The organism is Morganella morganii (assembly GCF_019242955.1).
In the GTDB taxonomy this organism is placed as follows: Bacteria; Pseudomonadota; Gammaproteobacteria; order Enterobacterales; family Enterobacteriaceae; genus Morganella; species Morganella sibonii.
In genome coordinates this window covers 2,140,045-2,166,570 of the sequence record NZ_CP066129.1, presented here as the reverse complement: position 1 = coordinate 2,166,570, position 26,526 = coordinate 2,140,045, and the positions used below count along the sequence as shown (strand labels likewise).

At 51.1% G+C, this 26,526-nt stretch carries 29 protein-coding genes; 11 read left to right on the top strand and 18 right to left on the bottom strand.

Translation table 11 applies throughout. The annotated features are described in order from the left end of the window. The first annotated feature begins 6 nt into the window (after positions 1 to 6). Entirely contained in the window at positions 7 to 1,020 is a 1,014-nt protein-coding gene (locus tag JC793_RS10015; protein ID WP_218426120.1) for a hypothetical protein, read from the top strand. Positions 1,021 to 1,073: 53 nt separating this feature from the next. Here JC793_RS10015 and JC793_RS10010 read toward each other — a convergent pair whose 3' ends face one another. From JC793_RS10010 to JC793_RS09990, 4 genes are all read right to left on the bottom strand, one after another. Next, entirely contained in the window at positions 1,074 to 2,807 is a 1,734-nt protein-coding gene (locus JC793_RS10010) for an ABC-F family ATP-binding cassette domain-containing protein (RefSeq protein WP_218426119.1), read from the bottom strand. A gap of 298 nt (positions 2,808 to 3,105) precedes the next feature. Continuing rightward, positions 3,106 to 4,149 (bottom strand): GNAT family N-acetyltransferase, encoded by a 1,044-nt coding sequence (locus JC793_RS19820; RefSeq protein WP_431739818.1) that lies wholly within the window; start codon positions 4,147 to 4,149, stop codon positions 3,106 to 3,108. Continuing rightward, positions 4,136 to 5,182: an agmatine deiminase family protein gene (locus JC793_RS09995; protein ID WP_218426118.1), complete on the bottom strand. Its 1,047-nt coding sequence runs from the start codon at positions 5,180 to 5,182 to the stop codon at positions 4,136 to 4,138. The genes JC793_RS19820 and JC793_RS09995 overlap by 14 nt, the downstream gene beginning before the upstream one ends. A 10-nt stretch (positions 5,183 to 5,192) precedes the next feature. Beyond that, positions 5,193 to 5,921, bottom strand: coding sequence for a GNAT family N-acetyltransferase (locus JC793_RS09990; protein WP_247717228.1), 729 nt, complete (start codon positions 5,919 to 5,921; stop codon positions 5,193 to 5,195). 80 nt (positions 5,922 to 6,001) lie between these two features. On the opposite strand from JC793_RS09990, the gene JC793_RS09985 reads away from it, so the two are divergent. Further along, positions 6,002 to 6,592 (top strand): TetR/AcrR family transcriptional regulator, encoded by a 591-nt coding sequence (locus JC793_RS09985; RefSeq protein WP_218426117.1) that lies wholly within the window; start codon positions 6,002 to 6,004, stop codon positions 6,590 to 6,592. A gap of 1 nt (position 6,593) precedes the next feature. Here JC793_RS09985 and JC793_RS09980 read toward each other — a convergent pair whose 3' ends face one another. Genes JC793_RS09980 through JC793_RS09970 form a run of 3 tightly spaced genes read right to left on the bottom strand, consistent with a single transcriptional unit; the run spans position 6,594 to position 8,554 of the window. Next, complete coding sequence (locus JC793_RS09980; protein ID WP_218426116.1) at positions 6,594 to 7,079, bottom strand: GNAT family N-acetyltransferase; 486 nt, start codon at positions 7,077 to 7,079, stop codon at positions 6,594 to 6,596. Further along, positions 7,076 to 7,654, bottom strand: a complete 579-nt coding sequence (locus tag JC793_RS09975; RefSeq protein WP_218426115.1) for a TetR/AcrR family transcriptional regulator — start codon at positions 7,652 to 7,654, stop codon at positions 7,076 to 7,078. The genes JC793_RS09980 and JC793_RS09975 overlap by 4 nt, the downstream gene beginning before the upstream one ends. Before the next feature lie 12 nt (positions 7,655 to 7,666). After that, the gene (locus JC793_RS09970; protein WP_218426114.1) at positions 7,667 to 8,554 is read right to left on the bottom strand and encodes an SDR family oxidoreductase; all 888 of its coding nucleotides are present in this window, start codon (positions 8,552 to 8,554) and stop codon (positions 7,667 to 7,669) included. Between the two features lie 162 nt (positions 8,555 to 8,716). On the opposite strand from JC793_RS09970, the gene JC793_RS09965 reads away from it, so the two are divergent. Then, positions 8,717 to 9,271 (top strand): dihydrofolate reductase family protein, encoded by a 555-nt coding sequence (locus JC793_RS09965; RefSeq protein ID WP_218426113.1) that lies wholly within the window; start codon positions 8,717 to 8,719, stop codon positions 9,269 to 9,271. Here JC793_RS09965 and JC793_RS09960 read toward each other — a convergent pair. Together JC793_RS09960 and JC793_RS09955 are read right to left on the bottom strand one after the other, a co-directional pair. Then, positions 9,253 to 10,023 (bottom strand): class I SAM-dependent methyltransferase, encoded by a 771-nt coding sequence (locus tag JC793_RS09960; protein WP_218426112.1) that lies wholly within the window; start codon positions 10,021 to 10,023, stop codon positions 9,253 to 9,255. The genes JC793_RS09965 and JC793_RS09960 overlap by 19 nt on opposite strands. Further along, positions 10,023 to 10,790 (bottom strand): class I SAM-dependent methyltransferase, encoded by a 768-nt coding sequence (locus tag JC793_RS09955; RefSeq protein WP_218426111.1) that lies wholly within the window; start codon positions 10,788 to 10,790, stop codon positions 10,023 to 10,025. The genes JC793_RS09960 and JC793_RS09955 overlap by 1 nt, the downstream gene beginning before the upstream one ends. A gap of 163 nt (positions 10,791 to 10,953) precedes the next feature. Between JC793_RS09955 and JC793_RS09950 the strand changes: the two genes are divergently transcribed. Both JC793_RS09950 and JC793_RS09945 read left to right on the top strand, forming a co-directional pair. Next, positions 10,954 to 12,219, top strand: a complete 1,266-nt coding sequence (locus JC793_RS09950) for a YnfA family protein (protein WP_218426110.1) — start codon at positions 10,954 to 10,956, stop codon at positions 12,217 to 12,219. Further along, positions 12,219 to 13,526 carry a beta propeller repeat protein gene (locus JC793_RS09945; protein ID WP_218426109.1) on the top strand — a complete coding sequence of 436 codons (1,308 nt, stop codon included), beginning with the start codon at positions 12,219 to 12,221 and terminating at the stop codon, positions 13,524 to 13,526. Before JC793_RS09950 ends, JC793_RS09945 begins: the two co-directional genes overlap by 1 nt. Before the next feature lie 42 nt (positions 13,527 to 13,568). Here the strand turns inward: JC793_RS09945 and JC793_RS09940 are convergent, their stop codons facing one another. The 3 genes from JC793_RS09940 to JC793_RS09930 all read right to left on the bottom strand — a co-directional run bounded on the left by JC793_RS09940 (position 13,569) and on the right by JC793_RS09930 (position 15,974). Then, the gene (locus JC793_RS09940; protein WP_218426108.1) at positions 13,569 to 14,756 is read right to left on the bottom strand and encodes an MFS transporter; all 1,188 of its coding nucleotides are present in this window, start codon (positions 14,754 to 14,756) and stop codon (positions 13,569 to 13,571) included. 91 nt (positions 14,757 to 14,847) lie between these two features. Further along, the gene (locus tag JC793_RS09935; RefSeq protein ID WP_054425746.1) at positions 14,848 to 15,270 is read right to left on the bottom strand and encodes a MerR family transcriptional regulator; all 423 of its coding nucleotides are present in this window, start codon (positions 15,268 to 15,270) and stop codon (positions 14,848 to 14,850) included. Beyond that, on the bottom strand, positions 15,267 to 15,974 hold the full coding sequence (locus JC793_RS09930; protein WP_107680293.1) for a GNAT family N-acetyltransferase: 708 nt from the start codon (positions 15,972 to 15,974) through the stop codon (positions 15,267 to 15,269). The genes JC793_RS09935 and JC793_RS09930 overlap by 4 nt, the downstream gene beginning before the upstream one ends. A gap of 577 nt (positions 15,975 to 16,551) precedes the next feature. Here JC793_RS09930 and JC793_RS09925 point away from each other — a divergent pair. Genes JC793_RS09925 through JC793_RS09915 form a run of 3 tightly spaced genes read left to right on the top strand, consistent with a single transcriptional unit; the run spans position 16,552 to position 19,223 of the window. After that, positions 16,552 to 17,481: a FecCD family ABC transporter permease gene (locus tag JC793_RS09925; protein ID WP_247717227.1), complete on the top strand. Its 930-nt coding sequence runs from the start codon at positions 16,552 to 16,554 to the stop codon at positions 17,479 to 17,481. A gap of 1 nt (position 17,482) precedes the next feature. Continuing rightward, positions 17,483 to 18,223: an ABC transporter ATP-binding protein gene (locus JC793_RS09920; protein WP_218426106.1), complete on the top strand. Its 741-nt coding sequence runs from the start codon at positions 17,483 to 17,485 to the stop codon at positions 18,221 to 18,223. A 13-nt stretch (positions 18,224 to 18,236) separates the two neighbouring features. Continuing rightward, positions 18,237 to 19,223, top strand: a complete 987-nt coding sequence (locus tag JC793_RS09915; RefSeq protein ID WP_218426105.1) for an ABC transporter substrate-binding protein — start codon at positions 18,237 to 18,239, stop codon at positions 19,221 to 19,223. Between the two features lie 62 nt (positions 19,224 to 19,285). Here the strand turns inward: JC793_RS09915 and JC793_RS09910 are convergent, their stop codons facing one another. The 4 genes from JC793_RS09910 to JC793_RS09895 form a co-directional block, all read right to left on the bottom strand. Beyond that, positions 19,286 to 19,597: an AzlD domain-containing protein gene (locus JC793_RS09910; protein WP_049245779.1), complete on the bottom strand. Its 312-nt coding sequence runs from the start codon at positions 19,595 to 19,597 to the stop codon at positions 19,286 to 19,288. Continuing rightward, entirely contained in the window at positions 19,594 to 20,301 is a 708-nt protein-coding gene (locus JC793_RS09905) for an AzlC family ABC transporter permease (protein ID WP_166707836.1), read from the bottom strand. The genes JC793_RS09910 and JC793_RS09905 overlap by 4 nt, the downstream gene beginning before the upstream one ends. A gap of 86 nt (positions 20,302 to 20,387) precedes the next feature. Continuing rightward, on the bottom strand, positions 20,388 to 21,224 hold the full coding sequence (locus JC793_RS09900; protein WP_052927628.1) for an AraC family transcriptional regulator: 837 nt from the start codon (positions 21,222 to 21,224) through the stop codon (positions 20,388 to 20,390). Positions 21,225 to 21,312: 88 nt separating this feature from the next. Further along, positions 21,313 to 21,717 carry an NUDIX hydrolase gene (locus JC793_RS09895; RefSeq protein ID WP_218426104.1) on the bottom strand — a complete coding sequence of 135 codons (405 nt, stop codon included), beginning with the start codon at positions 21,715 to 21,717 and terminating at the stop codon, positions 21,313 to 21,315. A 214-nt stretch (positions 21,718 to 21,931) separates the two neighbouring features. On the opposite strand from JC793_RS09895, the gene JC793_RS09890 reads away from it, so the two are divergent. Next, positions 21,932 to 23,107: an MFS transporter gene (locus JC793_RS09890; protein ID WP_166707834.1), complete on the top strand. Its 1,176-nt coding sequence runs from the start codon at positions 21,932 to 21,934 to the stop codon at positions 23,105 to 23,107. On the opposite strand, the gene JC793_RS09885 is transcribed toward JC793_RS09890, so the two are convergent. After that, positions 23,104 to 24,012 carry a LysR family transcriptional regulator gene (locus tag JC793_RS09885; protein WP_166707833.1) on the bottom strand — a complete coding sequence of 303 codons (909 nt, stop codon included), beginning with the start codon at positions 24,010 to 24,012 and terminating at the stop codon, positions 23,104 to 23,106. The two genes, JC793_RS09890 and JC793_RS09885, sit on opposite strands and share 4 nt — an antisense overlap. A gap of 100 nt (positions 24,013 to 24,112) precedes the next feature. On the opposite strand from JC793_RS09885, the gene JC793_RS09880 reads away from it, so the two are divergent. Further along, a complete protein-coding gene (locus JC793_RS09880) occupies positions 24,113 to 24,955 on the top strand; it encodes a PhzF family phenazine biosynthesis protein (protein WP_046893371.1) in 843 nt (280 codons plus the stop codon). Positions 24,956 to 24,982: 27 nt separating this feature from the next. After that, on the top strand, positions 24,983 to 25,840 hold the full coding sequence (locus JC793_RS09875) for a PhzF family phenazine biosynthesis protein (protein WP_166707832.1): 858 nt from the start codon (positions 24,983 to 24,985) through the stop codon (positions 25,838 to 25,840). Positions 25,841 to 25,874: 34 nt separating this feature from the next. On the opposite strand, the gene JC793_RS09870 is transcribed toward JC793_RS09875, so the two are convergent. Next, positions 25,875 to 26,489 (bottom strand): TetR/AcrR family transcriptional regulator, encoded by a 615-nt coding sequence (locus JC793_RS09870; protein WP_166707831.1) that lies wholly within the window; start codon positions 26,487 to 26,489, stop codon positions 25,875 to 25,877. Positions 26,490 to 26,526: the final 37 nt, after the last annotated feature.

Sequence of the window (26,526 nt, the reverse complement as noted above, 5' to 3'; positions counted from 1 at the left end):
ATACGGATGCGTTTTCGCATAACAGCATTACGGAACAGTTTATTTTTTGCCGCGCTGCCGGTGATCGCCGCTGCTGCACCTGCAACGGCTGAAGTCACCGCAGACGAAGACGGAACCCTTGCGGCATCAGCTTCCGGCTCGCTGTTTGACTGTGACCGGGAACTGATAAAGCTGATTGCGGGCAGTAATCACGCGCTTGTCCGTGCGGAAAAGGTCACCGCAGACAAGCTGGGGATTTATGTTGAAAACAGGGATATTAATGAGCTGGCTATTCAGCTCTCTGATACACGGCAAAAGCCTTCTCAGGCGTCACCGGGCGCCGGGCAGCTGGGCTGGGTGACTTACAATATCAAAGACAATACCCTGACGGCGACAGGGGCAGATATTGAACATCCTGTCCCGCTGACATTCAGTGCTGTACAGGGAGAGCAGCTGCAATCCTGTCTGAAAAAAGAGAAAACGTGTCAGCAGATCCTCAGTACACTCCGGCTGACACCGTTTATTGCGATGTCGCCGGAATGGCGTGTCACCGGTAAGGGACGGGCATACTTCCATGCTGCACCGGCGCAACAGTGCCGTGATGATAATACGTTTGTGGTGCCGGGGGATGTACTTCAGGTTACCGGCTTGCGGGCAACCGAACCGGTGAAAGGGGAAAAAGAAAGCTGGCTGCTGGTGGCTTACGGTAATACGCAGGGCTGGATTAATGTTAACCGGCTGGAGTCACAGGACGATCTGTGCGGTGCGGCCACCGAAAAAGCGGATAAACAGTATCAGGCGGGCCTGAAAAACAATAAGCCTTCCTCATATAAATACAGTGTGACACAAAAACGCCTGCGCTTTTATGATGCACCGGATAAAAAATGCAGCACAAACGCCGCGGATTATGTGGTGAAAGATGATGCGGTCTGGGTCGACCGGCCACAGCCGTATCAGGGGTTTGTTCATGGCCGTTATATTCACCCGGCGACCGGCAAAGTCACGGAAGGGTGGCTGGAAGCGGGCGGGCTGAAAAAATAAATCAAAAAAGGCCGTTACAAAAAACGTAACGGCCTGCGTTTATTATGGCTGTGTTACAGCCCCAGCTCATCCCGCAATTGCGCAATCTGTTCGCGCCACTGCTGTTGCAGCGCCGGTTTCTGATGTGCAGGTTTACGCTGTAAATCTGCCGCCAGTTTTTCCTCCAGTGAAATCAGCGCCGCCAGTGAATCCTCTTCATCACAGACAGGGACTGACGGCTCAGGAGCTGCCGGTAATGCACTGTTGACGAAATCCGTATTCAGGGCGCGGATAGCATCATAGACCTGATCCAAATCGTGGTATTCCGTCAGCCGGTTACCATCGATATACCAGAAACGGTTACAGCTTTTTTCGATCAGTTCCCGGTCGTGGCTGACCAGAATCAATCCGCCCTCAAACCGGCTGATTTCCTCCGCCAGCGCCAGTTTTCCGTCCATATCCAGGTGGTTGGTCGGTTCATCCAGCATCAGCAGGGAATAATTGGCCAGACTCAGTCCGACAAACAACAGCCGTGCCCGTTCACCGCCGCTCAGTGCTGAAACCGCCTGCTGATGGCGCAGATACGGGAAACCGGCGCTGATCAGCGCCATTTTCCGCTGCTCATCAATCAGTGACGCGAATGGCTTCAGTGCATCCGTCAGTGAATCACTGTCATTCAATTGCGCCAGTTTCTGGTCGTAATACCCCAAATGCACACGGGGATGCAGCACCAGCGGGCTGTCCGGCAGTGTTACCTCCGGTTTCTGAGACTGTGACCAGATCATCCGCAGCAGTGAGGATTTCCCGGTACCGTTCGCCCCCATGACCGCAATGCGATCACCGGATTTCACCGACACATTGTCTGTCACATACAATGGCGGACAGTTCTCTGCCGGAACGACAGATAACTGATTAAAGGCACACAGCCGGTCTGCCCGTAAAGCATCTCCGGTCAGTTTCAGTTGCCACTGACTGCCGATAGCCAGCTCAACCTGGTCATCCTGCAACCGGTCTATCTGCTTTTCCATCTGCTTGGCTTTGCGGGAAAGCGCTTCGTTATCATACACTTTCCCCCATATCGCCAGTCGTTTGGCACTCACTGCAATGCGGTCGATCTCTTTCTGCTGCGCGTTGTGGCGGTGCTCATCGCTTTCATCCTGTTGCGCCAGAGCTTCCCGCGCCAGTGTGCAGGGCAGACGAAACACCGAAACGTTACCGTCCCGCAGCACCCAGGTGCAGTTGGTGACGTGATCCAGCAGGGCGTTATCGTGAGAAACCAGGATAAAGCTGCCGCGCCAGTTTTTCAGGAACTGCTCCAGCCACAGAATGGTCGGCAGATCCAGGTGGTTACTCGGTTCATCCAGCAATAATAAATCAGGCTGGCTGATCAGCGCCCTGGCCAGTAACAGCCGGGTATGCTGGCCGCCGCTCAGCGCGGTGACCGGTAACTGCCACTGTGCGGGATCAAACCCCATCTCTGTCAGCAGCATTTCTGCCCGCCACATTTCGGACAGATGCTGTTCCGCCGGTAATTTCTCCAGCACAGCATCCGCCAGTGACAGGGTATTCAGCGATTCCGGCAGATGCTGCTCGATATACGCCATAACGACGCGGTTTGCCGGGGTAATCGTCCCCTCATCCGGCGACAGCTGACCGGACAACAGTTTCATCAGGGTACTTTTTCCGCAGCCGTTATGACCAATCAGACCGATTTTCTCCCCCTGATTCAGGGCGACAGAAATATCGGTTAACAGCGGAGTGTGACCGGGATGGAATGACAGATTACGGGTTGATAATAATGTGCTCATAGCTTACTCAAATTTCAGGCATAACAATGCCATGGGTCATAAAATGCGATAACCCTGTAAGCTGAGGAAGGATGTTAAATTCAGTAAAGCTTCACTCAGGCAGGATTAACGCACAGCGTTAACAGAAAAGCCTGAGTTCTGACGATTACCAAAGAAATGTGAGAATTTAATCACATAACTTAACACCATAATTAGCCTCCTTATTTATTCTCTGAGTTTACGGATGCGTCCATCATACCATTGCGGATGAATGGCAGACAACGGCGGAACTTAATCTGCCTTAAGTTCCGCATATTGTTTAAGGTAATGCCGCAAACAACCGGGCATAAATCTGCTGCACGGTGTCGTGTTTTTTCCGGTTATAATCCATTGTGATGCTGACGCCGTCTTTTGCCGCCATTTTGCTTTGCGCATAGTCAGCCCGGTCGTCCGGATGGGTTATCAGCCAGTTGCGGAACAGAATATGGCGCAGATGCTCCGGGCAGCGCGGGGCAAACACATGCAGATTGATTTGCGGATTATCCCGTTTCAGCATCCGGTGCTGATACCATGAAGGTTCACGGACGGTGTGTTCATAGCCGTCTGCAATCAGCGCAGGAAGCCAGTCAGTTTCATCAGCCGGGTCAGCAACAATCAAATCGATATCAATCACCGGTTTGGCCGCCAGTCCGGGAACTGCCGTCGAGCCGACATGTTCAATGTGCAACGCTTTATCACCGAGCACATCCAGAATACGTTGCTTTTCCTGCGCATAAACGGCAGGCCAGGCGGGATCATATTCACTGACAGTAATCACCACTGTGCGGGGTTTTCCGGTAACCAGCGGATTTTCATCCGGGTCACTGTCCGCAAATATCATGACATCCCGCCGTTCCTGCGCTGACAGCAGCAGTGCCGGGCGGAACATATCACAATGCGGGATACCGTCCTCATCATAAACATCAGAACAGACGGTAAAGCCGCATTTTTTATAGAACGCGGTCAGATGCGCCTGGGCACTGATATTAATTTGCCGTGTCCCGAAATGCCGGTATACCGCCTGAACGGCGGCATCCATCAGCGGATAGCCCAGCTTCTGCCCGCGAAATAACGGATTAATGACCACACGGCCGATAGCTGCCGGTGCCGTACTGTGTTCCGGCGGCAGAATACGGCAGCAGGCCATGATCTCTCCGTCCTGCTCTGCCCAAACATGCAGTGCCGTGAGATCGGCTCCGTCCGGATCGAGATAACAGCAGGTCTGTTCAACCACAAATACCGCGCTGCGCAGCGCCAGCAGGCGGTAGAGTATCTGCGGGGAGAGGTCGTGCAGGGCGGCTGTCTGCCAGCTAACTGATGTCATGTGTCTGTCCGTCTGTATTAAAGGAAGTAAAATCCGGCTGCTGCATGGTCACACAGTGGATACCGCCGCCGCCGGACGCAATTGCATCAATGTTCACCTGAACCACAACCCGTCCGGGATAGAGTGCTGCCAGTAATTGTGCAGCCTGCTCATCTGCGGCGCTGTCACCGAACTCCGGCACAATAATACCGCCGTTGCAGGGGTAATAATTGATGTAACCGGCAGCAAAATAAGGCGATTTCATCCGGTCAACCCGTGTGGTGAGCGGATTACTGAGGATATGAATCTCATCAATCAGATTAGTATGTTGCTTCACGGCATACAGAGAAGCGGCGTGATCGCGGGTGACTTCATACTCAAATGACTGCGGATTATTTTCCATCGCGATAACCAGTGATTTTTCACTGACAAACCGGGCATAAAAATCAATATGTGCATCAGTAATATCATGATTACGGATACCATTCAGCCAGATAATGGTTTTCAGTCCGAGATCGTGCGACAACCACTGTTCCGTCTGCTGACGGCTGACACCCGGATTGCGGTTATCATTGAGAATGGCACTGCGGGTAAAAATACCGGTACCGCTTCCGTTAACCTCAATGGCTCCGCCCTCCAGTGTCAGCGGGCTGATATGAAGCGGCAATCCGGTGTATTCAGCCATCACCGCAGCGACTCCGGCATCCCGTTTTACAGGCTGTTTTTTGCCCCAGCCGTTAAAATTAAAACTGACGGCAGCAGGGCGTTTTGTTGCGGTGTCATACACAAAGTTTGCGCCACTGTCGCGCAGCCAGATATCATCGAGCGGGCACTCAATATAAGTGACAGCGTCACCCATCAGTTGTTGTGCTGCTTTTTTATTTTTGCGGGTAACCAGCAGATTCACCGGCTCAAAGCGGGCAATTGCCAGCGCAAGCACCGCCTGATTACGGCAGACTTTTTCCGCTAAAGAGGCAGACCAGATGGACGCGTCTGCACCGAACGCCATCCAGGTCGCGGCGTGCGGTAAGTGTTCAGAAGGCATAATAAACATAATTAACCCATTATATTATCGGTAAGGCCATGTAATACCAGCCGTAAATATCCATATAGCGTTTTGTGGTGTGCGAGGTTTCGTATTTCACGTCCTGAAAACCACGACGCAGATACAATTCCCTGGCTTTTGTATTTAAGTCAGAAACATACAGTGATAACCGGGTAATGGCCGGGTCCGCCCGTAATTGAGTGGTGATCTTATCCAGAATCTGATTGCCGATCCCTGTGCCGCGCAGTGATTCGTCCACACACAGGTAAGATAAATAGGCAGTATCCGCTGCCGGAATATGGACAAACATCTGAAAAATCCGGCGGATTTTCAAAAAAGGGATAAAACCGGCTTTGCGCAGAATCGCCAGAGAAGAAACCGGTGCCGGAGCATTTTCGGGCGGATGTTTAACACCGTAAGTCAGCCCGTAGGCAGCAACCAGCTTACCGTTGCGTTTTACCTGAAAGTGGCGGTCGTACGGATCACTGAGCCCGCGCTGCCAGAACATCGCCAGCACGGCCTGACGCTGCGCTTCCGGCATGTTACGGATTGTTTTGAATTTGGACGAAAATGCCTGATAGAACAGAGCGGCAGCAGGCTCCAGCCCGGCGTCATCCAGATATTCAGTCACCAGCCCGGTTTCATCCAGATATTCAGTCACCAGCCCGGTTTCATCCGGATATTCAGTCACCAGGTCGTTCTGATCCGCATCAGCGGTACTGTTTTTTCTTATGGTTGTCATCATCATGGGTACTGTAAATGTGGTATTATAATAGATAGAGTAATCAGTCTAATTTCTATTATCCGGTTTTTCGGAGACACTTCCTTATGGAAAAATTAACGGAAAAGCAGCAGCGTAAACGCCGTCAGATCCTTGACGCTGCAATGCATTGTTTTATCGCAAAAGGTTTTCATTCCACGTCGACGGCAGAGATTTGTAAAGCCGCCGGAATGAGTCCCGGGAACCTGTTCCATTACTACCCGAATAAATACGCCATTATTGAGGCCATCGCAGAACTGGATGAGGATGACCACAAGGTGATTCTGAACATCGGTGATGAGCAGGGGCATGCGGCCGATATTATTGAAAAAATGATAACGGCATTGATTATGTTGTACAGTGAGCCGGGTTATACCCGCCTCAGCCTGGAAATCATCACCGAGGCGAGCCGTAATCCGGATCTGAATACGGCATTTGTCGCGAATGAACAGCGGCTGCACGCAAAATTCTGTGATGTGCTGCAACGCGGTATCGCCGCCGGTGAAATTGATTCACAACTGAATCCGGCACAAACCGCATCCTGGCTGCTGGTTATGGCGGACGGTACACTGGGGCGGGAACTGATGGAGCCGGAATTCAGCAGGGCGGTATTTCTCAGCGGGCTGCGGGTGTTGCTGAGAAAAGCACTGAAGCCCTGAGTCATTCTTCTCTGACCTGCCGCTGCATAACCGTGACAAGTTCGTCACTGATCACATCATCATACATGGCCTGCCAGCCCATCCGGGCATACATGGCCTGTTTATCCGGCGTATAGAGATTCAGTGCCGCCAGATGGCGCTCTCCGGCGGCGGTAAATACCGCCTGTGTCAGCGCGCTGCCGAGACCTTGTCCGCGGGCGGCGGGCAGGGTGTAAATCTCTCCCGCCCACCAGTCCGCATTGGCCATCCGGCAGGTTTTCAGCTCCCGCCAGATCAGGCTGGCAGTGCCCGACAGCGCGCCGTTTTTATCTGTGGCGGCAAACAGCATTTCGCCGTTATCACCGTTCGCCCGTTTAATCAGACGTGCCAGGATAATCTCCGGTGTCTGCCACTGCGGCAGTTCCTGCCATTCCTGATGTAAAACCTGAGCAATGCTTTCCAGCAGCGGTAAATCACCGGGCAGGCCGGTAACAGGGTGGATATTCATGATGATGATACTCCGGGGTGTCCGATAAGTTCGGTAATTAAGGCCAGTACCGGCTGAAACAGCTCCCGGCTCTGTTCAAACGTATAATCTGTCCGGCGGATTGCCACCGTATGACCATGCAGTGCATCTGCCAGCAGATGCAAAACAGCAGTCTGTCGTGTTTCACTCAGCCCGCAGGGGGCAATAATACGCAGGTAGCGCTGACGGAAACAGCCCGACGGACCATCACTGTTCAGCGACAGCAGAATATCCAGCAGATCACTGTAAATATAGAGCAGATGCAGATAACTTTCTGCCAGCCGCTGAAGCTCCTGTTGTACCGGCGCCTGTCCTGATGGCTGATAAATGTCGTCCACCAGTGCGGTGGCGAGAGATTCCAGCAACTGCTGTTTATTACGGAAGTAATAATAAATCGCCATCGGATCGACCTGTAATTGTGCGGCAAGCGCACGGATCGAAGGAACTTTTCCCTGTTCCTGTAATAATTTTCCGGCTTCAGACAGAATATTTTCTGCGGTCAGTTTGCTGCCCCGGTGAGCGGGTCGTCCGCAGGGGGGTAATCGGGAAGATGTCATGTGTTGCCTCTGTCAGCGGAAACGGTGCCGGTATTTACGGATAAAATCGGTCACGGACATCGGTTTTTTTCCGGTAATGGCTGTAAAATTATCAAAGGTGGTTCCGGTGCCCGGAATCCGGAATTCACTGAAGGCGATATAATGATCATAAATACTTTTCATATAAGCCGGATCAAGCCCCTGTTTCAGTGCAAATTCACGAAACACCTCCGGTGATAATGCCTCATACCGGTAATCAATACCGGTGATTTCGCTGATGATCGCGGCAATTTCATGATAGTTTTTGGCATCGTAACCCAGCCGGTACACCCGGTTGCGGTGCTCTGCGGGAGCAGATAAACAGGCGGCAGCCACTTCCGCCACATCCTCGCAGGATACCCAGCTCAGCGTGGCATTGCCGAAATAATCACTCAGTACACCAGCCGGATGCTGATTATCACCCTGATAACCCAGTAAATTCTGCATATAGGACTCAGGACGCAGATGCGTATAATCAAATCCTGCCCATTCAATATAACGTTCGATCAGCTGATGCCACGCCCAGTGGGCCACACGGGTATTATCATCGCCGCAGGCACCGAGGTGAACAATGTGGCGGACACCGGATTTACGCGCCTCATCGATAAAGATTTTGCTCTGTTCCAGCATGGCGAGGGTATAACCGGTCATCATAAAAACCGTATCCACACCGTGCAGTGCCGGCAACAGTGATGCCGGATCATCATAATCAAAATAACGTACCGGCAGGCCGCTGTCTGCAAGCTTTTGCGGTTCACGGGCAGCCAAAATAATATTCACATTTCCGCGTTCGCGCAGGCACTGTATCAGCAGCGTTCCCACCTGACCGGTTGCCCCGGTGACCAGTACCGTTTGTTTTGCCGCAGCTGTTTGTCCGATCATATCTTCCGCCTGTTTTTAATGATTTTTTAATCGTATTTTGTTTTTGCCGGTTGACGTTAACCATATCAGCCCGCTAAGCTGTGTAAACATATTCTACAGTGTAGAATTAATGCAAAGCACAATAATACACTCTCCTGTTAATCCGTCATTAAGGAATCAGCTATGCGTCATATTATTTATATTGCCACCAGTCTGGACGGCTATATTGCCGATGCACAGGATAAGCTGGACTGGCTGTTTGCCGTACCGAATCCGGAGCAGGACGATATGGGGTTTGCTGCGTTTATGCAGCGGGTTGATGCCGTGGTGATGGGGCGGAAAACGTTTGATACCGTCTGTGCGTTTGATGGTGAGTGGCCATATGGTAAACCGGTTTTTGTGCTGTCCCGCTCGCTGACGGTATTACCGGAGAAAACAGCGGGTAACGCAGTATATCTGGTGGAGGGGGAGATTGACGCTGTGCTGGCGGATATTCACCGTGCGGGATATAACACACTCTATATTGACGGCGGAACGGCAGCGAAACAGTGCTTGGCCGCCGATCTGATTGACGAAATGGTCATAACCACAGTCCCGGTACTGCTGGGCGGCGGCACGCCGTTATTTGGTTCTCTGCCGTTGCCGCTGCAGTTTGTTCATATCAGTACAGAACAGTATTTTAATTATATGGTGAAAAATACCTGGTACCGCCGGCGGGATCAGGCTGCACAAGCCTGATTACACTGCGGGTGCCCCAGTTCAAACACCATTTCACGGGAATCCGGACTGAACGGGCTGAAACGGTGGTCGCCGTAAATATGACGAACCATCAGCCCGCTGAATGTCACGGCTTCTGTAATTTCAGCGGCAGAAGGGAAAGTAATATCCGATTCAGCGCGGTAAATCCGGCCATTCTCACCGATCTGATAAAAGGTCTGATAGCGGATAACACCGTTGTGCTCTGACACATCATTCCAGGATATCACGTCACCGAATTTATCACTGCGCTGAACTTCCCGGCTCAGTTCCGGCGTCCATTCCCGCCACTCCTCCGTGGCCGGATTGCGGCTGTCAAACAGTACAATACCGTCCCGGCTTAAATGGCGCTGTATATTCTGCAAAGCGGCAATACGCTGTTCACGGGACAAAAAAACCTGGAATGCATGACCGGATAAGATAATCAGGTCATAAGTCATGCCGGTATCCAGTGTTTCCGCAGATGCCTGCAACCAGCTGACGTGGTCAGTTTTTTTCTGTGCGATGGCCAGCATGGCAGCCGCCGGGTCAGCGCCGGTCAGGATCTTATGCGGATATTTTTCCGCAATAGATGCCATCAGTGTGCCGGTTCCGCAACCCAGATCCAAAATCCGCCCCGCAGTGGCCGCCCGGGTGAGATACATATCAAAATCGGCCCGCCACTCATTGTCCATATCATAAAATTGCGCCAGTTCAGGATCGCGGTAAAGCGGGTCATCGTATGGTGTAGTCATTAATTATTTGTCCTTGCGCCGGGTTTGCGGGCGCTGAGCAATAAAAACGGCGCATAACGGTTAAATATGTCTGTTTCGGGACGAACGTCCAGCCACTTCTGCGGAATTTTCGGTTCCTGTAAGGCGCGGAGTTCAAACCCTGCATCCAGCAGTGCAGTGACATAGCTTTGTACTGTCCGGTGATATTTCACCACATCGTCCACAAACCAGTGTGTCAGACGGCGGGATTCATCCTGATAATTATCCACCGGCATACAGACAAACCGGCCATGTTCATCTTTTTGATATGAAGAAGCAAAAGCAGTACACATCGGATGCTCCACAGAGAAAACAAAATATCCGCCGGGCTGCAACCGTGTATATATGTCGTTTGCCAGTGCAGTGAAGTCAGCAATGTAATGAATGGCCAGAGAAGAAACAATAATATCAAAATTTTTCAGCGCAGCAGGTAAACAGGTCATTGAACTGTGCAGGTAGCGGATATGCGGATCATTTGTCAGTTTTTGCGCTTCCGTAAACATTTTTTCCGACAACTCTATGCCGGTAACGGATGCCGCGCCGCCTTGTCTGGCATAACGGGCAAAATCGCCGAAGCCACTGCCAAGGTCAAGCACCTGTTTATGCTTCAGACAGGGAAGTAACGCGCGCAGCGCAGGTACTTCCAGAATACCATTCAGACCGGTATCGTTCTGACGCAGAAGGCGATAGTTTTCAAAGAAAACAGGATCATCATAAACATTATTTTTTGCATGACGGAATTCAGACATCGTTTCTCCTTAGCATTTTCACTCCGACACTAACCTGAAACACTGAGAAATACCTTAAAAACTTGCCGTTCTGATGAAGTGTGGCCTGTAAGGTTCCCTGATATACGCTGAAAAGATAAACTAAGGTTAATTTATCTGTTATTACCGGGTGTATTTTCTGTTTATGAAAAAAGTCTGTTTTTTTGATCTTCCCTTTGTCCGGCAGGATCACAACGCTAAACCGGAACATAATTACCGCCGTATCCTGGCGGGTGACTACGTGTTTTATACCTTTGCTTCTCAGTTCAGTGACAAAGCCGTGCTGAAAAAATTGCAGGAGGGGGACCGGGTCTTTATCGGCGCCCGTCCGCTGGCTGACGGCAGTTACTGGCTGCACTGGCTGGTATCGCCGGAGCACGGTAATCTGGAACCGGTGACAGAGGGCACCGGTAATCTGCGTAACCTGAAAAAACTGGCACTTTCCCTGGCGATGGTTATTTTATCTGTCTGGCTGTTTTTCACACAACTTTCGGGTGTGATTGCCGCGCTGATACTGATGCTCGTTTTCGGCGCTGGATTATGGATGCTGGCATCGTCAGTTCAGGCACTGCTGGTGACCAACAGCAGAACCATGAAGCATCTGCTCAACGGCCTGACACAGATTAAAGCGGGGAATACCGGTATGTGTTCTCAGGCTGAATATCTGCTGCCCGGCACAACGAAAAGCACACGGCACCGGAAGCCGGGGGATGAAAAACGTTTCAACGAACTGGATTCGGTCCGCCCGGAAGATTACCGCCATGCGGAAAACCTGACACTGGCCGGCGTGCAGGGAACCGTTACCGATCTCCGTTCTGTCCGCGATTTTACCGGCAGCGGTAAATCCCGCCGCGACTATATTGAATATTATTTTTTGTGCAGCGGCGTTCCGTTCACACTGCGTAACTATTACAGCTCAATGACAGAAGATATCAATCCGCTGTTTTTCCGCAGCCATCCGTTTTTTATTGCCGCGGATGATCCTGTCAATCTGATTGTCAATCAGCAGAAAGGTGTCATTACCGGTCTTTATAATGAACGTGATCACAGTGCTTACCTTAAACCGGACGGCATGGCGATATCCTCACAGCAGGTGAAACTGATGTATAAGGTGTTTACCGGTATTTTCCTGGTGATGATGCTGCTGATGATGATTTTTATATTCAATGATTTGTGGAGTATTAAAGGCACCCCGGATAAATGGGACTGGCTGCATGCCGCAAAATCACTGGGTGGTATGGCACTGATGTTTATGATGATTATCAGCGGGATTCTGCTGCTGGTTGAAGTGGTGACGCTGCTTGTGCGGAAAAATTCAGCAGGAGCGGCCCGTTTTGTTTTTGTCAGGCAGATGCTGATACAGCTCAGAATCCGGAACGGCAAAAACACAGTTGTACAGGAAATTAACTGATGTTTGCAGACGGACGCACCCGGATTACGCTTCTGACCATTGTGTTTATAACGTCACTGATGCTGACGTTTTCAGATACGTTTTTTTCAGCACCGGACAGAAAACGCATCCGCAGCTATCAGCCGGAAAAAGAGACGGTAAAATTATCCTCACGGGTCATCAGCTCTTTTCAGAACGGAGTGATGATAACCGGCGTCAGAGATGCCATGCGGGTTGATTTGGAGAGCTGTGACAGGGAAACCCGCACGTGCCGCCACAGTAAAAATGTGGGTTTTGATCCGGCAAAAGACACGGACATTCCGCTGCTGAACCTGAAAATATCGCCGGATAAAAAAGCGATCAGTGATTATCTGGAAAAACAGACCTATGAACTGAGACGCAGTGAAGTCTACGGCAGCAGACCGCTGGTGCCGGTAACCTATATTATGACGGAGCAGGACGGCGATTTACGGGTCAGTGCCATGTTTATGGGACGGGCAGAAAGCCAGGCCTGTGATAAGCAGGGGCGGTGCCTGATCCTGTTTCAGGATTACGGATCGTACAAAAATTATGTTTTCTATTCCGGGGATGGTGGTCAGAACTGGCGCTGGTTATCGCAGTGGCAGATGCCGGAAGTCGCGGGTGATGCAAAGATTATCGCCGTTACCGCGCCGGGCAGCGGACTTATGGTTCAGAACAACACACTCTATCAGACCCGTGATTACGGACAAAACTGGCGCCTGTTGTTCAGTATGAACCACCGTAAAAAAAGAACCACCGACCGTTACGCGCAACGGTATGTCAGCCTGAAAAGCATTTACTGGCACTACAACGGTAACGGGCAGGTCGCGGCATGGATGGCGGATGAAAGAAACGACCCGGAAAATGTTGCCCTGGTCTGCTTCAATACCCGGACACTGAAAACGGAGTCTGATCTGCTTATCCCGGGGGAGATAGGTGCGCTGGACAGCACAACCGGCGGTGAATTTTATTTCACACTGACAGAAAAAGAGCGCAGGCGTCAGAGTGTGAATCATCTGAACTGTAACGGGGATTATTCGCCGGTTCTGGAAACCGGCGGCAGTTATATTTCCGGTTTGTATGCCGGCACTGATTTACTGATAGCTGAGTTACATTCAGACACCCGGGTATCGGATGATGGCGGGCAGAACTGGAATACCGCAGCGGCACTCACGAAAGCATACGGGGAAACCGCGTTATTTGATAAATGGCACAACCGCCTGTTTTATTTTCCTGACGGTAATTACAGCAGTACCCCGAAAGGAAACCGTGACGGACTGGAGTATGCCACCTCACCTGTGCAGTAAACACATCCGCCGCTGTTTGTAACGACAGCGGCGGAGCAATCGTCAGGCTGTATTTTCCGCCGGGGATTCATTCATACTGCGGCGCAGTAAAAACATCACCACCAGAATCACAATTCCGGTTGCCAGCCCCGCAACATTCACGGAGTACCAGCCTGCATAATAAAAAGCGAATCCTGCCAGTAAACTGCCGAGAGCGCCGAAACTGAAGATAAGAAAATCGGTCGCGCCCTGGATTTTTGCCCGCTCATTACCGGTATAAGTGCGGGGAAGCAGATGCGTGGTGCTGATCAGAATGAAGTTCCAGGCCAGTCCCAGAGACGTCATGGCAATCAGGAAATGGGCATAACTGTTGCCGGTCAGGCTGACGGCATTACTGATTAACAGACAAATCACGCCCAGCCAGACAAAACATTTTACCCCGAGGCGGCTGATTAACTGACCGGTAAAGAAAGAAGGCGCAAACATCCCCAGAATGTGACACTGAAATACAAAGGCGATTGCCGGGAACTCAAATCCCTGTGCTTTCATTGCCAGCGGGAACGCGCCGACCATATACACCACTAATGCATATCCGGCACCACTGACCACCGCGATCAGGATCAGCAGCGGCTGGGAATATAACTGCCGGTACGGCCGGTTTGCCGTGGTATTACCTGCCTGAGCGGGAAGCTGAGCTTTCAGCGGTAAGAATGTCAGCAGCACAAAGGCCATGATATAAATGGCGGTCAGTGCCCCGAAAGTACCGAGAAACGGATAAGCCGCCACCAGTGTCCGGGTGGACATCGCCAGTGACGGGCCGACGAGTACGGCAATAATCCCGCCGCTCATCACCACACCAATCGCTTTTGCCCGCAACGCGGCAGGGGCTTCCTCCAGCGCGGCAAAACGGTATTGCTGGGCGGTACCGATGGCAATACCGGTAAAAAACGTTCCCGCAGAGAACAGCAGCATATTGTGTGTATAAATACCGGCAATCGCCAGTAATGCACCGGTCAGCCCCCCGATATTGCCGAGAATAAACCCAGCGCGGCGGCCGAATCGCATCATAAAGTGAGCCATCGGTACTGAGGCAGAAATCAGTCCGATATATTGCGCCAGCAGCGGGATCGTGGCATGCGCCGGATCGTCTGCCAGCTGTGCCCCGATAAGGACGGCAACGGAGAGCACCAGAGCATTCCCGGTGGTAAACAGCGCTAAGGCGGCTGAGAGCCAATAAACAGAACGTGGCATAATAATTCCTTATTATTCAATATGAAAAATGAATAATGACATCAGACGGAAATCAGTATGCCGGATGATACAACTTCAAGCTGACTTTAAGTCAAGCGGGTTTTTTCACCGTTTTGTTTCTGTTTTTTTTCAGGCTGACACTCAGGATTTTGCGGAACTTCGGACAGGCCAGATGATTTTCCGCCGGGCACTGTTCAATATGCAGCAGCCCCTGTTTCAGATTCTGTAATTCACGGATTTTCTGGTCAATCTCAGTGATTTTTGCCTGAATTGCCGTCCTTTCGATACCTTTTGACGGCAGTTCACTGAGCATCACGGCAATTTCATCCAGTGAAAAATGCCCCTGTCTGGCGAGAATGATCAGCGACAGCCGCGTCAGCACTTCTTCATCATAAATACGGGTCAGTCCCTTGCGCCCGGCGGGCGTGATCAGCCCCTTGCTTTCATAATAGCGGATAGTGGCGGTTGTCAGGCCGGTCAGCTCTGCGACGCGGCCGATATCAATCATTTTCATAATGCATCACGCAGTGACGCCAGAGAGCGGATTTGTTTGCCGTCAGGCGTAAAATTATCTGCTGACAGCCACTGTTCCATCGCCCGGTTAACAACCGGCCATTCGCTGTCAATGACGGAGAACCATTCGGTATCACGGGTGCGGCCTTTGACAACTCTGGCCTGACGGAAACAGCCTTCATACTGAAAACCCAGGCGCAGTGCCGCATGACGGGAAGGGGCGTTGAGGCTGTCACATTTCCACTCATAGCGGCGGTAACCGAGGGTATCAAATACATATTTCATCAGCAGCCAGTGGGCTTCTGTGGACATCACCGTACCGCTGAGCAGCGGGGAAAAATGCACATGACCGACTTCGGTAACACCGTTTTTCTCATCTGTCCGCATCAGGGAAAAGACACCAACGGCCTTGCCGGTCTGTTTATCCGTGATGGTGAAAAACAGCGGGTCTGAGGATTGCGCATTTTTTTCAATGCGGGCGCGGTACTCAGCCGCATCCTGCGGCGGTTCATCCGGCAGCCAGGTCCAGTGACGTCCGTCCGGGGCGAGTGAAAATGCCCGGTAAAGGTCATCCGCATGTGCAGGACTGAGCGGGTCTATCCGGCAGTGGCGGCCTTCCGCACTGATACGGGCAGGGTAAGGACGGCCGTTCCAGTCCGGGACGATATCACCGACAGTTTGTCCGAATGTGTTTATCTGACTCATTGATTGTTTCTCCGCGCTGTTTTGCTTTCCTGTACTGTAATATGCTGAACGGGATGAGAAAAGAGCCGGTTTTTTTAAATTTAAGAGAACCACTTCAGATACACGTAAACAGATGAATGCGGTTTATGTATTGATGTTATCCGGAAAAATCATGTTGATGCGGTAAAATAGTCTTGTTCAGATAAATAAAAACACCGGAAATACACCCGTGTTCTATTCTGTATTAATCAGATACAGATCATTAAATATGAATATTTACGGATTATTTCACGCAATATACTCTGGGGGAGTACATTATCACGCCGGGTTCTTCGCTATAATCGGATTAATTAATAACAGCAGAGACTCAGCGGCAGATTACTGCAATATTTCGTTATCATAATGTAATATTTTAGTAAATACGTTAACAGTCTCTGACCTGATGAAATACAGGTTAACCATGATGAGTGATATAGCCAGCGCAACAACCGTTCGGCGTAAAGAGAAGCTGAATTTCCGGAATGTATCACAATTTTTTATCTGCCTGTCTGTATTGCTTGGCGCTATGTTTTTTTCACTGTTCTATGGCAGTGTGAATATGGAATTTCACCAGAAACTGAATACAGTCATCAGCATTATTACCGGCAGTATAAACAGTGATGACCTGCTGCCGTATGAAACCATCATTTATAATATCCGTCTGCCCCGGATTATCCTTGTGGCGATTACCGGTGCATCCCTGTCGCTGGTGGGAATACTGATGCAGACGATAACCCGTAATGAGCTGGCTGACCCGTATATTCTCGGGGTTTCCTCCGGTGCCAGCGCGGGGGCGGTATCAGCCATTGTGCTCGGATTATTTGCCTTTATGTCGCCTTACAATGTGTATATCGGGGCATTTGCAGGCGGATTGATATCTACCGCTATTATTGTCTTATTTAATTTTAAAAAGAGTAACATGACCAATCTTGTACTGATAGGGATTGGTATTTCCAGTTTATTCTCTGCTATTACTACCGCCATTATTTATTTATCCAAAAATGAAAGTCAGGTTAAAAGCGCCATGTTCTGGATGCTGGGCAGTTTTTCCGGTATTAAATGGTCTTATATTCCGCTGCCGCTGGTGGCATTGATTGCAGTATTAATTTTTTGTCTGTTATTCAGTAATGTGCTTGATACGTTATTACTGGGTGCGGATGCATCAGCCCAATTAGGCGTGAATGTGGGTGCTATCAAGCTGGGAGTGATTATTTTATCATCATTTGTGGTGTCTATTATTGTTGCTAATGTCGGCGTCATCGCTTTTATCGGCCTTATTATTCCGCATATTGTCCGTAATACAATCTCTGTAAAGCATTTTAAATTATCACTCTATTCCTGTCTGGTCGGTGGTGCATTTCTGGTGGTTATTGACACCATTTCCCGCAGCTGGTTTAAACCGGAGGAGATCCCGGTCGGCATTCTGACCTCACTGATTGGTGCGCCGCTGTTTGTGTATATCATTATTAAAGCGAACAGGAGCCGGTAACGTGAGCACTGTTGATATTACTGACCTGAGTTATAACGGGATACTGAAAGATATTAATTTATCATTTTCCGGGAAAAGAGTGATTGGTATTGTCGGGCCCAACGGTTCCGGAAAAACAACCTTACTGAGACATATTTACCGGGATATTAAAACACGGGGAACTGTTTTCTTTGATAATACCGATATCGCTCAATTTTCCATCAAATCACTTGCACGCAATATCTCGGTACTGACGCAGTTTAATGATCAGGTGGAAGGCAAACTGACCATTGAAGAAATCGTGGTGATGGGGCGGATGCCGTATAAAAAACATTATGCGGATTACAGCGACCGGGATTTTGTGATTGCAGATAACTACATGGCATTGTTTGGTCTGCAAAAAATGAAAAATAAAGAGTATCACGCACTGTCCGGCGGTGAAAAACAACGGGTGATGCTGGCGAAATGCTTTTCCCAGGAAACCGATATTATGATTCTGGATGAACCGACCAACCATCTGGATATCCGCTATAAAGTGGAAGTGATGAAAGCGCTGGCTGCATCAGAATCTACCGTGATAATGACCATTCACGATATTAATTTGTCTGCAAAATACTGTCAGTATCTGATCCTGATGAATGAAGGTCAGATTTATGCTCAGGGTACACCGGCGGAAGTATTAACCCGGGAGTGCCTTCTCGATGTATTTGGTGTGGAATTTACGGTATTACCGGTCGACGATCGTGTCGCTATATTTTTATAATCCGGATGAGGGAATGATGAAAAAATTATTATTGAGTACCTTAGTTATCTCCGCGCTGTTTTCTGCAACAGCAAACGCTGAAAATAAAATCGATCAGGCTTATGTCCCGGTTGAATTCAGTGCAAAACTGGATGGCAATGAATATCATTTTAAACCTGAGCAATCCCCGCAGCGTATTGTGTCTCTGAGTCAGATCACCACCGAAATGCTGCTGGCGCTGGATTTGGGTGATCGCATGGTCGGTACTGCTTTCCTGGAAGAGCCGATTTATCCGCCGGTAAAAGCAGCGTATGACAAAATTCCTGTTCTGGCGGAAAAATGGCCGTCTTACGAAGTTTTTATGTCCGTTAAACCGGATTTTGCGACCGGCTGGGCAAACTCGTTCTCAAAACTGGCACTGGAAGCCAATAAAATTGTACCGGAAGGCGTTGCCGTTTATGTACCGGAATCCATGACATCACCGAAAGCAGATGTGAATACCTATTTTAACGATATGCTGAAATTTGGTGAGATCTTCGGTGTGCAAGAGACGGCTGAAAAATACGTGGCGGGAGAGAAAGAAAAACTGAAGACGGTTATCAGTCAGATTCAGCGCTATCCGGAAAAAACCGCCTTTATTTTTGATTCTCAGGACGGTAAACCGTATACCTTCTTTGATGGTTATACGACGGAGATGCTGAAACTGATCTCCGTTAAAAATATTTTTGCCGGTAAAAATACCGGAAAAACCTGGGCGGTCGGTAACTGGGAAGATGTGATCATGTCTGATCCGGAAGTAATCATCATTCCTGTTTATAAGGGCTTCCGTAATGACGATGATTATGACCAGAAAGTATCATTTATCGAATCCATGCCGGAAATGCAGGGCGTAAAAGCCGTGAAAAATAAAAACTATATTAAAGTTAATTTATCTGAATTAGTTCCGGGCCCGCGTTCGATTGATATTTTGCCGGTACTGGCAAAAGAAATTCACGAAAACAGTAAATCACAAAAACAATAATCCACAAAAACAGTAATAATGACGAATGTCCGCACCGGTTTCAGGTGCGGACTGTTAAACCATCAGAACAGATAAATCAGGGTGTAGAAAAATACCAGTGTCAGTACGACAGTCAGCAGAGTATTTTTAATCAGCCGTGCCGCAATAATACAAAACAGCGTACCCCATAAATACGGATTATCACTGATATCGCGGAATTGCTGTTCCTCTAATAATACAATCGGCGCGCAGATAGCCACCAGCAGGCAGGGTGCGGAATAAGTCAGTGCCTGCTGAATAAAAACCGGCAACCGCAGTGGTAATCCCGGGATCAGAAAAATAAAGCGCAGTGAGAATAACATCAGTGTCAGTGCGAATATTAATCCCCAGCTCATTTTACATCCCCCCATTTACGTCCCAGCAGAACGGCCAGCAGCATGGCACTGACCCCGGCAATTACCGCGCTGCCCTGAATACCGGCCTGGGTCAGAATAATCGTGACGACAAAGGAGAAGAGTGCCCCGGCAAGTGCGCTTTTGGATTTGATCAGCGGGACCACAATCGCCAGCAGAGTCGCCACCACCGAAAAGTCGAGCCGGAGCTGGCTCAGGTCACTGATGCTGTGTGCCAGCACAATACCGAGGATACTGACCAGCACCCAGACCAGATAAAAACTGAGCCCGGCACCGAACAGATAGGCAAAACTCAGGCGCTGACGCCCGGCGACACTGACAGCAAACAGTTCATCCGTCAGTAAAAAACCGATACCGGCCCGTTGCAGCGGAGAGAACGGCCGTACATGCGGGCGCAGTGTCAGCCCGTACAGCAGATGTTGCGAGGTGATAAAAAAGACGGAAACGAGAATAGTGATCACACCTGCACCACTGTTAAGCAGGCCGAGCGTCACCAGCTGGGCGGCACCGGCAAATACCATGGCGGACATCGCCACACTTTGCGCAAAGGTCAGGCCGCTGTCCACCGCCATTGATCCGGCGAGGATCGCCCACGGCACCACGGCCAGGTTGAGCGGGGTCATATGCAGTGCACCGGTGAAAAAGTCTTTCAGCGGCGCGGCGGGTAATGCAGTTGTGGTTGTCATTTTTTATTATCCGTACAGCGTAAAACAGTCCGGATACTCTGCCATGACGCGGCAGCAAAAAGATTGTACAAAATTGTTCAGCAGGCTCAGCGGTGCTGCATAAATTTGCCCGGCGAGACGCCCATCGCCCGTTTAAAATGACGGGTAAAATGGCTTTGATCGGTAAACCCGCACTGCAAAGAGACATCCGCCGGGCGGCCGCCGGTTTGCAGCAGTTGCCGTGCTTTGCGCAGACGTGCCTGAATCAGCCAGGCATGAGGCGGCATGCCGTAACGCCGGCGGAACTGGCGCAAAAAATACCACGGGCTGAGATTGGCCATCGCGGCCAGTTCATCCAGTGAATAATCAGTTTCCGGATGACTGTTCATCATTTCGGCAATATGCTGCAAACGCTGACCCGCCGGGGTGATCTCCGCCGGACGGAACCCTTTTTTATTGTGGCGGGTGATAAGCCAGGCCAGTGTTGAGAGCAGCAGAGAGCCTTTCAGCAGCCGGTTATCCGGTTTCATCAGGACATCAAACAGCAAGCGCAGTTGTGCGGCCAGGCCGGGGTCATGCACTACGGCGTGAGAAAACCAGGGCACAAAGCCCTGATCGGCAGATTTGAGATCCTGCATCAGCGTGTTCAGCATCTCCGGTGTCGGGTAAATCGCGCGGTAGGCCCAGCCGCTTTCCAGCGCGGCAGAACCGGTGTGAATTTCATCGGAATTCACCAGAATGATATCGCCGGTCGGGGCATAATGATTACTGCCGGTGCGGAAAAACTGCTGAACACCTTCTTCAATCACGCCGATACAAAACCCTTCGTGGGTATGACGGCTGAATTTTTGCTGATAGTAACGGGCAGAGATCATCCCCAGACCATAAAAATCGTCCAGATGAAAATAGTCCGCCTGTTCGCGGGAATGTCCGTCACTCTGCATGGTGTGTCCTGCTCTGCTTTTACTGTAACCGGTTATTATCGCGCGGCTTTACGCTCTGTCTTGTACAAAATTGCTCAGTTGCGGTATATCAGCCGATCAGTTTTCGTGCTGCCAGGTCGTTGATAATCAGTGCGGCCACCAGGGAACAACGGGGCAGATCGCGGCTGTCCAGCCAGTCCAGCTCAGCAATTTCTGCCGCCGGTTGCAATTCGCCGGTAAATTCCGCCTGATAACAGCGGATACGTACCTGTGTACCGTCCTGTTTGCCATCCGCCTGTCCGGTGAATTCTCCGTAAAACGTAATGGTGTCCGGTTTCAGGGTGACCGTCAGCTCCTCATCAATTTCACGGCACAGCGCCTGTTCATCAGTTTCACCGGCTTCACGTTTGCCGCCCGGCGCGTAGAACAGAGTTTTGTTATGGGAGCGTACCATCGCCACTTTGCCGTCTTTCAGGGTGATTAACGCCAGTTTATCGATCATTTTTGCGCTCATCGCAGTTCCTTTATCACCGGGGTGAATGTGTGCTTTGCAGCCATTATGACACTGTGCGTTCCGGTCAGTGTCAACTTTTTTGCTACTGACAGTTTCCGTGACTGATCTTCCGTGCGGATCGCAGATTTGGCAGGATAAGCACCGGATATATCCGCACTTTTAATTCACATTATTTATATCAGGGACACACATCGTGTCTCCTGCGGGTATCTCTATGAAAAATAACGTTATGCTGATTTTACTTTCTCTGTCACTGGCGGTGTTTGGTGTCATTACCACTGAAGTGGCGGTGATAGGTCTGCTGCCGCAACTGACGGAACAACTACAGATCACGGCACCACAGGTCGGTTTCCTGGTCAGTATCTATGCGGTGGTGGTGGCCATTACCGGGCCTGCCATCACGCTGATGCTGGGACGCTATAACCGCAAAACAGTTTTACTGGTGATTATGGCGATCTTTATTGTTTCCAATATCGCATATGCTATTACGCATCAGTATGATGTAATTCTGTTTTTCCGTATTCTGCCTGCGCTGACACACGCGGTATTTTTTGCCATTGCGCTGGTGGTGGCGGCTAATGTGGTCCCGCCTGCACGATCTGCTCATGCGATTGCAATTGTGTTTTCCGGGGTGGCTGTCGGTATGGTACTGGGGATGCCGCTCAGTGCTTTTATTGCGGAAATTTTCACACTCAGTGCGGCGTTCTGGTTCGGAGCGCTGACCAGTGTGGTCGCTTTTACGGGGATCGCGCTGTTTGTGCCGTCACTGCCGGTGACACAGGCGCTGAAAGTGAAGGAACAGCTGGCGATTCTGCAACGCCGGGACGTGTGGCTGAGTATTGCAGCAGTGACGCTGATCTTTTCTGCGATGTTTGCAGGGTTCAGCTATATCGCCGATTATCTCGTCACAATTACCGGTTTTTCCAATAATATGACCAGCGCGTTACTGGTGGTGTTCGGTATCAGCGGCTATTTCGGTAACTTTATTTTCAGCCGCTATTTGCAGCGTAATGTCATTAAAACCACGTCATTGTATCCGCTGCTGTTTATCCTGATTTACCTGGCCGTCTGGTTGTGCGGTACTTCGCCGCGGCTGATGGTGCCGGTGGTGGTGCTCTGGGGAATACTGCATACATCCGGGCTGATCGTCAGCCAGACCTGGCTGCTGCGTGAGGCCGGAAATACACCGGAATTTGCCAACAGCCTGTATATCGGTTTTTCCAATCTCGGGATCACCCTGGGGGCGATAGCAGGCGGGCGAATGATCCGCAGTTTTGGTGTCGACACTATTATCTGGGCAGGAATTGTATTTGCCGCGGCGGCGTTTATCACGGTACGACTGAAAGTCCGGCAGCAGGCGGCGGCACACACCATCTGCCGCGCCGGTTAATCAAACGCACCCCGGCGGGCAGCAGCCAGCAGGGCATCTGTCACACAGCGGGTTCTGGCCGGTAACTGCGGCATCTGCGGCCGGAGAATATGCACCGGGGTCTGTGCGCCGTCACAGGCGGGAAGTACCCGGCATAGCGACCCGTCAGCCAGATAATCACCGATCATCCATAACGGCAGCTGGGCGATTCCGTGTCCGCCCAGTACCGCAGCCAGCATGGCATCACCATCCGCCAGTTCATAAAACGGCGGCGGGATGATACGTAAAAGCTGCCCGTTATTATGCAGTGACCAGTAAAACGGCTTATCGCGGCGGAATCCGGTAATACAGCGGTGCTGCATCAGTTCACCGGTATCCGCCGGCGTACCTGCCCGCGCCAGATAATCCGGCGCGGCACATAACACCGAGGTCTGAGTAGTCAGCTGCCGGGCAACCAGATGGCTGCTGTCAGGCGGTTCACCGATGCGGATTGCCAGATCAACGCCTTCTTCCGCCAGGTCAATAAACCGTTCACGGAAAGAGACACTCATCATCAGTTGCGGATGCTGAGCCATCAGTTTTTCCAGTACCGGCATCACCCGGCGGCGGCCGAATGCGGCGGGTAAATCAATCCGTAACCGGCCGCTCAGGGTCGTTTGCTGCTCACTGATTTCATCTTCCGCCTCGCCGAGAATGGCAAGTGCCGACAGGCAGCGGGTCAGATAGCGTTCTCCTGCCGGGGTCAGGGTAATACGGCGGTTACCGCGCTGAAACAAACTGACACCAAGCGCGGCCTCCAGCTGGCTTATCCGTTTACCGGCGGCTGATTTTGTGATCCCCAGTTTGTCTGCTGCCGCCGTAAAACTGCCGCTCTGAGCGGCGGCCACAAAGGCGGTAATACCGGAAAAAGAATCTGTTTTCTGCATAATCAGTTTTTACTGTGATTGCTAATCGTTTCATCATAAGCGTTTTCTGTGATAAAAATCATCTTGTCTGCTCTGTTACCACATAAAAAGGATAATAACGTTGAATACCCGTACTTATCAGTTTTACCAGGTTGATGTTTTTTCTGATGTCCCGCTGCTGGGGAATGCCCTCGCGGTGGTGGTTGATGCGGATGATATGACGGATGAAGAAATGCACCGTTTTGCCCGCTGGACAAATCTCAGTGAAACCACGTTTCTGCTGAAACCGCAGGATCCGCAGGCGGATTACCGTGTCCGTATCTTCACGCCGGACGGCGAACTGCCGTTTGCCGGGCATCCAACCCTGGGCACCTGTTATGTCTGGCGCGAAACGCAGCAGTTTACAGAGACACGCGATATCATTCAGGAGTGCGGTGTCGGTCCGGTGACGATCCGTCAGCAGGATAACCGGCTGGCATTTGCCGCACCCGCGTTGCTGCGCGGCGGGGATACTGATCCGCAGCAGGTGGCTTATATTGTCAAAGCGCTGGGGCTGCGTGATGAAGATGTGGTGCGCACCGCCTGGGTTGATAACGGCCCCGGATGGATTGGGCTGCAACTGACGTCCGTGGAGAAAGTGCTGGCTGCGAAGCCGGATTATTCTCTGCTGAAGGGGTACGATATCGGTCTTTGCGCGTTGTATGATGACCAGAACGGGCCGGTTGCACTGGAAGTGCGTGCATTATGCTGTTCTTTATCAGAAGAAGACCCGGTGACCGGCAGTCTTAATGCTTCGCTTGCTCAGTGGCTGATCGGCGAAGGTATTTTACCGGAGCGCTATGTGGCCGGTCAGGGGCAGGTTATCAACCGTGACGGCAAAATATTTGTCACTAAGGAAGCGGGACAGGTATGGGTTGCCGGAGATGTGACCTGTGTAATCACCGGACAAGCAACTCTGCGCTGACCGAAGCTGAATTAAAGGATATTAACCGTGAACAGTAAAACCCATCCTTTTTATCAGGTTGATGTATTTTCTGACGTTCCGCTGCTGGGGAATGCTCTGGCCGTTGTGGCGGATGCGGATGATCTGAGCGATGAAGAAATGCACCGTTTTGCCCGCTGGACAAACCTCAGTGAAACCACATTCCTGCTGAAACCTCAGAATCCGCAGGCGGATTACCGTGTCCGTATCTTCACGCCGGACGGCGAACTGCCGTTTGCCGGACATCCGACCCTGGGCAGTTGTCATGTCTGGAAGCAGCATACCGGATTCAGTGAAACGCGGGATATCATTCAGGAATGTGCCGCCGGGCTTATCACACTGCGTCAGTCTGAACAGGGAACCGCCTTTGCCGCACCGCCGATGATTAATGAACGGGTTATGACAGAAGACGAGTGCAATACGGTTGCGCTGGCTTACGGCATCCCCCGCAGTGCTATTTTACAGGCAAAATATATTGATAACGGCCCGGCATGGACCGGAGTTGAAGTGGATTCCGTTGCCCGTCTGCTGGCGATCACGCCGGATTACGGCCTGCTCAGCCAGTCAGGGAATAAGGCATTGTATAAAATCGGCGTGTGTGCCCGATATCCGGCGGGCAGCGAAGCATTACTTGCGGTAAGAGCATTTATTAACCGCAGAGGGGCGGAAGATCCGGTCACCGGCAGTCTGAACGCGGCGCTGGCACAGTGGCTTATCAGCAACGGCACATTACCGGCGCACTATCTGGCGCGTCAGGGCGAAAGTGTGAAACGTGACGGCTGGCTGAGTGTCCGGCAGGATGCGGACGGAATTTGGGTCGGCGGTGCGGTGACCGGTTGTATCCGGGGACAGGTGTCACTGCGCTGAAATAATGTTACTAAACAAAGTCACCGGCCGGGGATTATTCCGCCGGTGATTTCAGTGCCGGTTGCAGTACGCTCTGACCGGCACGTACCATCTCCGCCAGTTGATCCGCGCTTTCACCGGCCCGGGCGCGCAGGGAAATACTGTGCAGAAAAGCCGTCAGTGTTTTTGCCAGCAGCGGGGCGGAATCCGGATCGCGCAGTGCGTTTTTCTCTTCATTCAGGCAATCCAGCACCATCATTTCCTGTGCCGCAATCACTTCCTGAAGGCGTTTGCGGATCGCCGGGTCATTCACTTCGGCAGCTGCTGTCGATAACACCATACATCCGGCCGGGCCATGCTCTCCGGTATACAGCGTGACGGTGGCCTGTAACCAGCGGGTCAGACGGGCAGCCAGCGGCTCTCCGGGAGTGCGCGGTGCCAGCGCAGCGGTGTAATGCGCCTGTGCTGTCTCACCGAATCTGTCCATCGCCAGCTGATAAAGCCGCTCTTTATTACCGAAAGCGGCGTAGAGGCTGGGTTTTTTCATCCCCGTTTCTGCGGCCAGTTCATCAAGAGAAGTCGCGGTATAGCCTTTGCGCCAGAACTGCGCCATGATTTTATCCAGTGCGGCGGCACTGTCGTAATTCCGTGGTCTGCCTTTTTGTGCCATTTTATTACCGATCAGTATAAAAACATTTTACATCATT

Excerpts from the sequence above, each read along its gene's own strand:
- JC793_RS09985 (WP_218426117.1), top strand. The coding sequence starts at position 6,002 with ATGGAAAAATTAACGGAAAAGCAGCAGCGTAAACGCCGTCAGATCCTT.
- JC793_RS09940 (WP_218426108.1), bottom strand. The coding sequence starts at position 14,756 with ATGCCACGTTCTGTTTATTGGCTCTCAGCCGCCTTAGCGCTGTTTACC.
- JC793_RS09935 (WP_054425746.1), bottom strand. The coding sequence starts at position 15,270 with ATGAAAATGATTGATATCGGCCGCGTCGCAGAGCTGACCGGCCTGACA.
- JC793_RS09930 (WP_107680293.1), bottom strand. The coding sequence starts at position 15,974 with ATGAGTCAGATAAACACATTCGGACAAACTGTCGGTGATATCGTCCCG.
- JC793_RS09925 (WP_247717227.1), top strand. The coding sequence starts at position 16,552 with ATGGAATTTCACCAGAAACTGAATACAGTCATCAGCATTATTACCGGC.
- JC793_RS09975 (WP_218426115.1), bottom strand. The coding sequence starts at position 7,654 with ATGACATCTTCCCGATTACCCCCCTGCGGACGACCCGCTCACCGGGGC.
- JC793_RS09870 (WP_166707831.1), bottom strand. The coding sequence starts at position 26,489 with ATGGCACAAAAAGGCAGACCACGGAATTACGACAGTGCCGCCGCACTG.
- JC793_RS09885 (WP_166707833.1), bottom strand. The coding sequence starts at position 24,012 with ATGCAGAAAACAGATTCTTTTTCCGGTATTACCGCCTTTGTGGCCGCC.
- JC793_RS09905 (WP_166707836.1), bottom strand. The coding sequence starts at position 20,301 with ATGACAACCACAACTGCATTACCCGCCGCGCCGCTGAAAGACTTTTTC.
- JC793_RS09950 (WP_218426110.1), top strand. The coding sequence starts at position 10,954 with ATGAAAAAAGTCTGTTTTTTTGATCTTCCCTTTGTCCGGCAGGATCAC.
- JC793_RS09910 (WP_049245779.1), bottom strand. The coding sequence starts at position 19,597 with ATGAGCTGGGGATTAATATTCGCACTGACACTGATGTTATTCTCACTG.
- JC793_RS09890 (WP_166707834.1), top strand. The coding sequence starts at position 21,932 with ATGAAAAATAACGTTATGCTGATTTTACTTTCTCTGTCACTGGCGGTG.
- JC793_RS10010 (WP_218426119.1), bottom strand. The coding sequence starts at position 2,807 with ATGAGCACATTATTATCAACCCGTAATCTGTCATTCCATCCCGGTCAC.
- JC793_RS19820 (WP_431739818.1), bottom strand. The coding sequence starts at position 4,149 with ATGACATCAGTTAGCTGGCAGACAGCCGCCCTGCACGACCTCTCCCCG.
- JC793_RS09995 (WP_218426118.1), bottom strand. The coding sequence starts at position 5,182 with ATGTTTATTATGCCTTCTGAACACTTACCGCACGCCGCGACCTGGATG.
- JC793_RS09970 (WP_218426114.1), bottom strand. The coding sequence starts at position 8,554 with ATGATCGGACAAACAGCTGCGGCAAAACAAACGGTACTGGTCACCGGG.
- JC793_RS10015 (WP_218426120.1), top strand. The coding sequence starts at position 7 with ATGCGTTTTCGCATAACAGCATTACGGAACAGTTTATTTTTTGCCGCG.
- JC793_RS09955 (WP_218426111.1), bottom strand. The coding sequence starts at position 10,790 with ATGTCTGAATTCCGTCATGCAAAAAATAATGTTTATGATGATCCTGTT.
- JC793_RS09915 (WP_218426105.1), top strand. The coding sequence starts at position 18,237 with ATGATGAAAAAATTATTATTGAGTACCTTAGTTATCTCCGCGCTGTTT.
- JC793_RS09900 (WP_052927628.1), bottom strand. The coding sequence starts at position 21,224 with ATGCAGAGTGACGGACATTCCCGCGAACAGGCGGACTATTTTCATCTG.
- JC793_RS09990 (WP_247717228.1), bottom strand. The coding sequence starts at position 5,921 with ATGATGATGACAACCATAAGAAAAAACAGTACCGCTGATGCGGATCAG.
- JC793_RS09965 (WP_218426113.1), top strand. The coding sequence starts at position 8,717 with ATGCGTCATATTATTTATATTGCCACCAGTCTGGACGGCTATATTGCC.
- JC793_RS09895 (WP_218426104.1), bottom strand. The coding sequence starts at position 21,717 with ATGAGCGCAAAAATGATCGATAAACTGGCGTTAATCACCCTGAAAGAC.
- JC793_RS09980 (WP_218426116.1), bottom strand. The coding sequence starts at position 7,079 with ATGAATATCCACCCTGTTACCGGCCTGCCCGGTGATTTACCGCTGCTG.
- JC793_RS09945 (WP_218426109.1), top strand. The coding sequence starts at position 12,219 with ATGTTTGCAGACGGACGCACCCGGATTACGCTTCTGACCATTGTGTTT.
- JC793_RS09960 (WP_218426112.1), bottom strand. The coding sequence starts at position 10,023 with ATGACTACACCATACGATGACCCGCTTTACCGCGATCCTGAACTGGCG.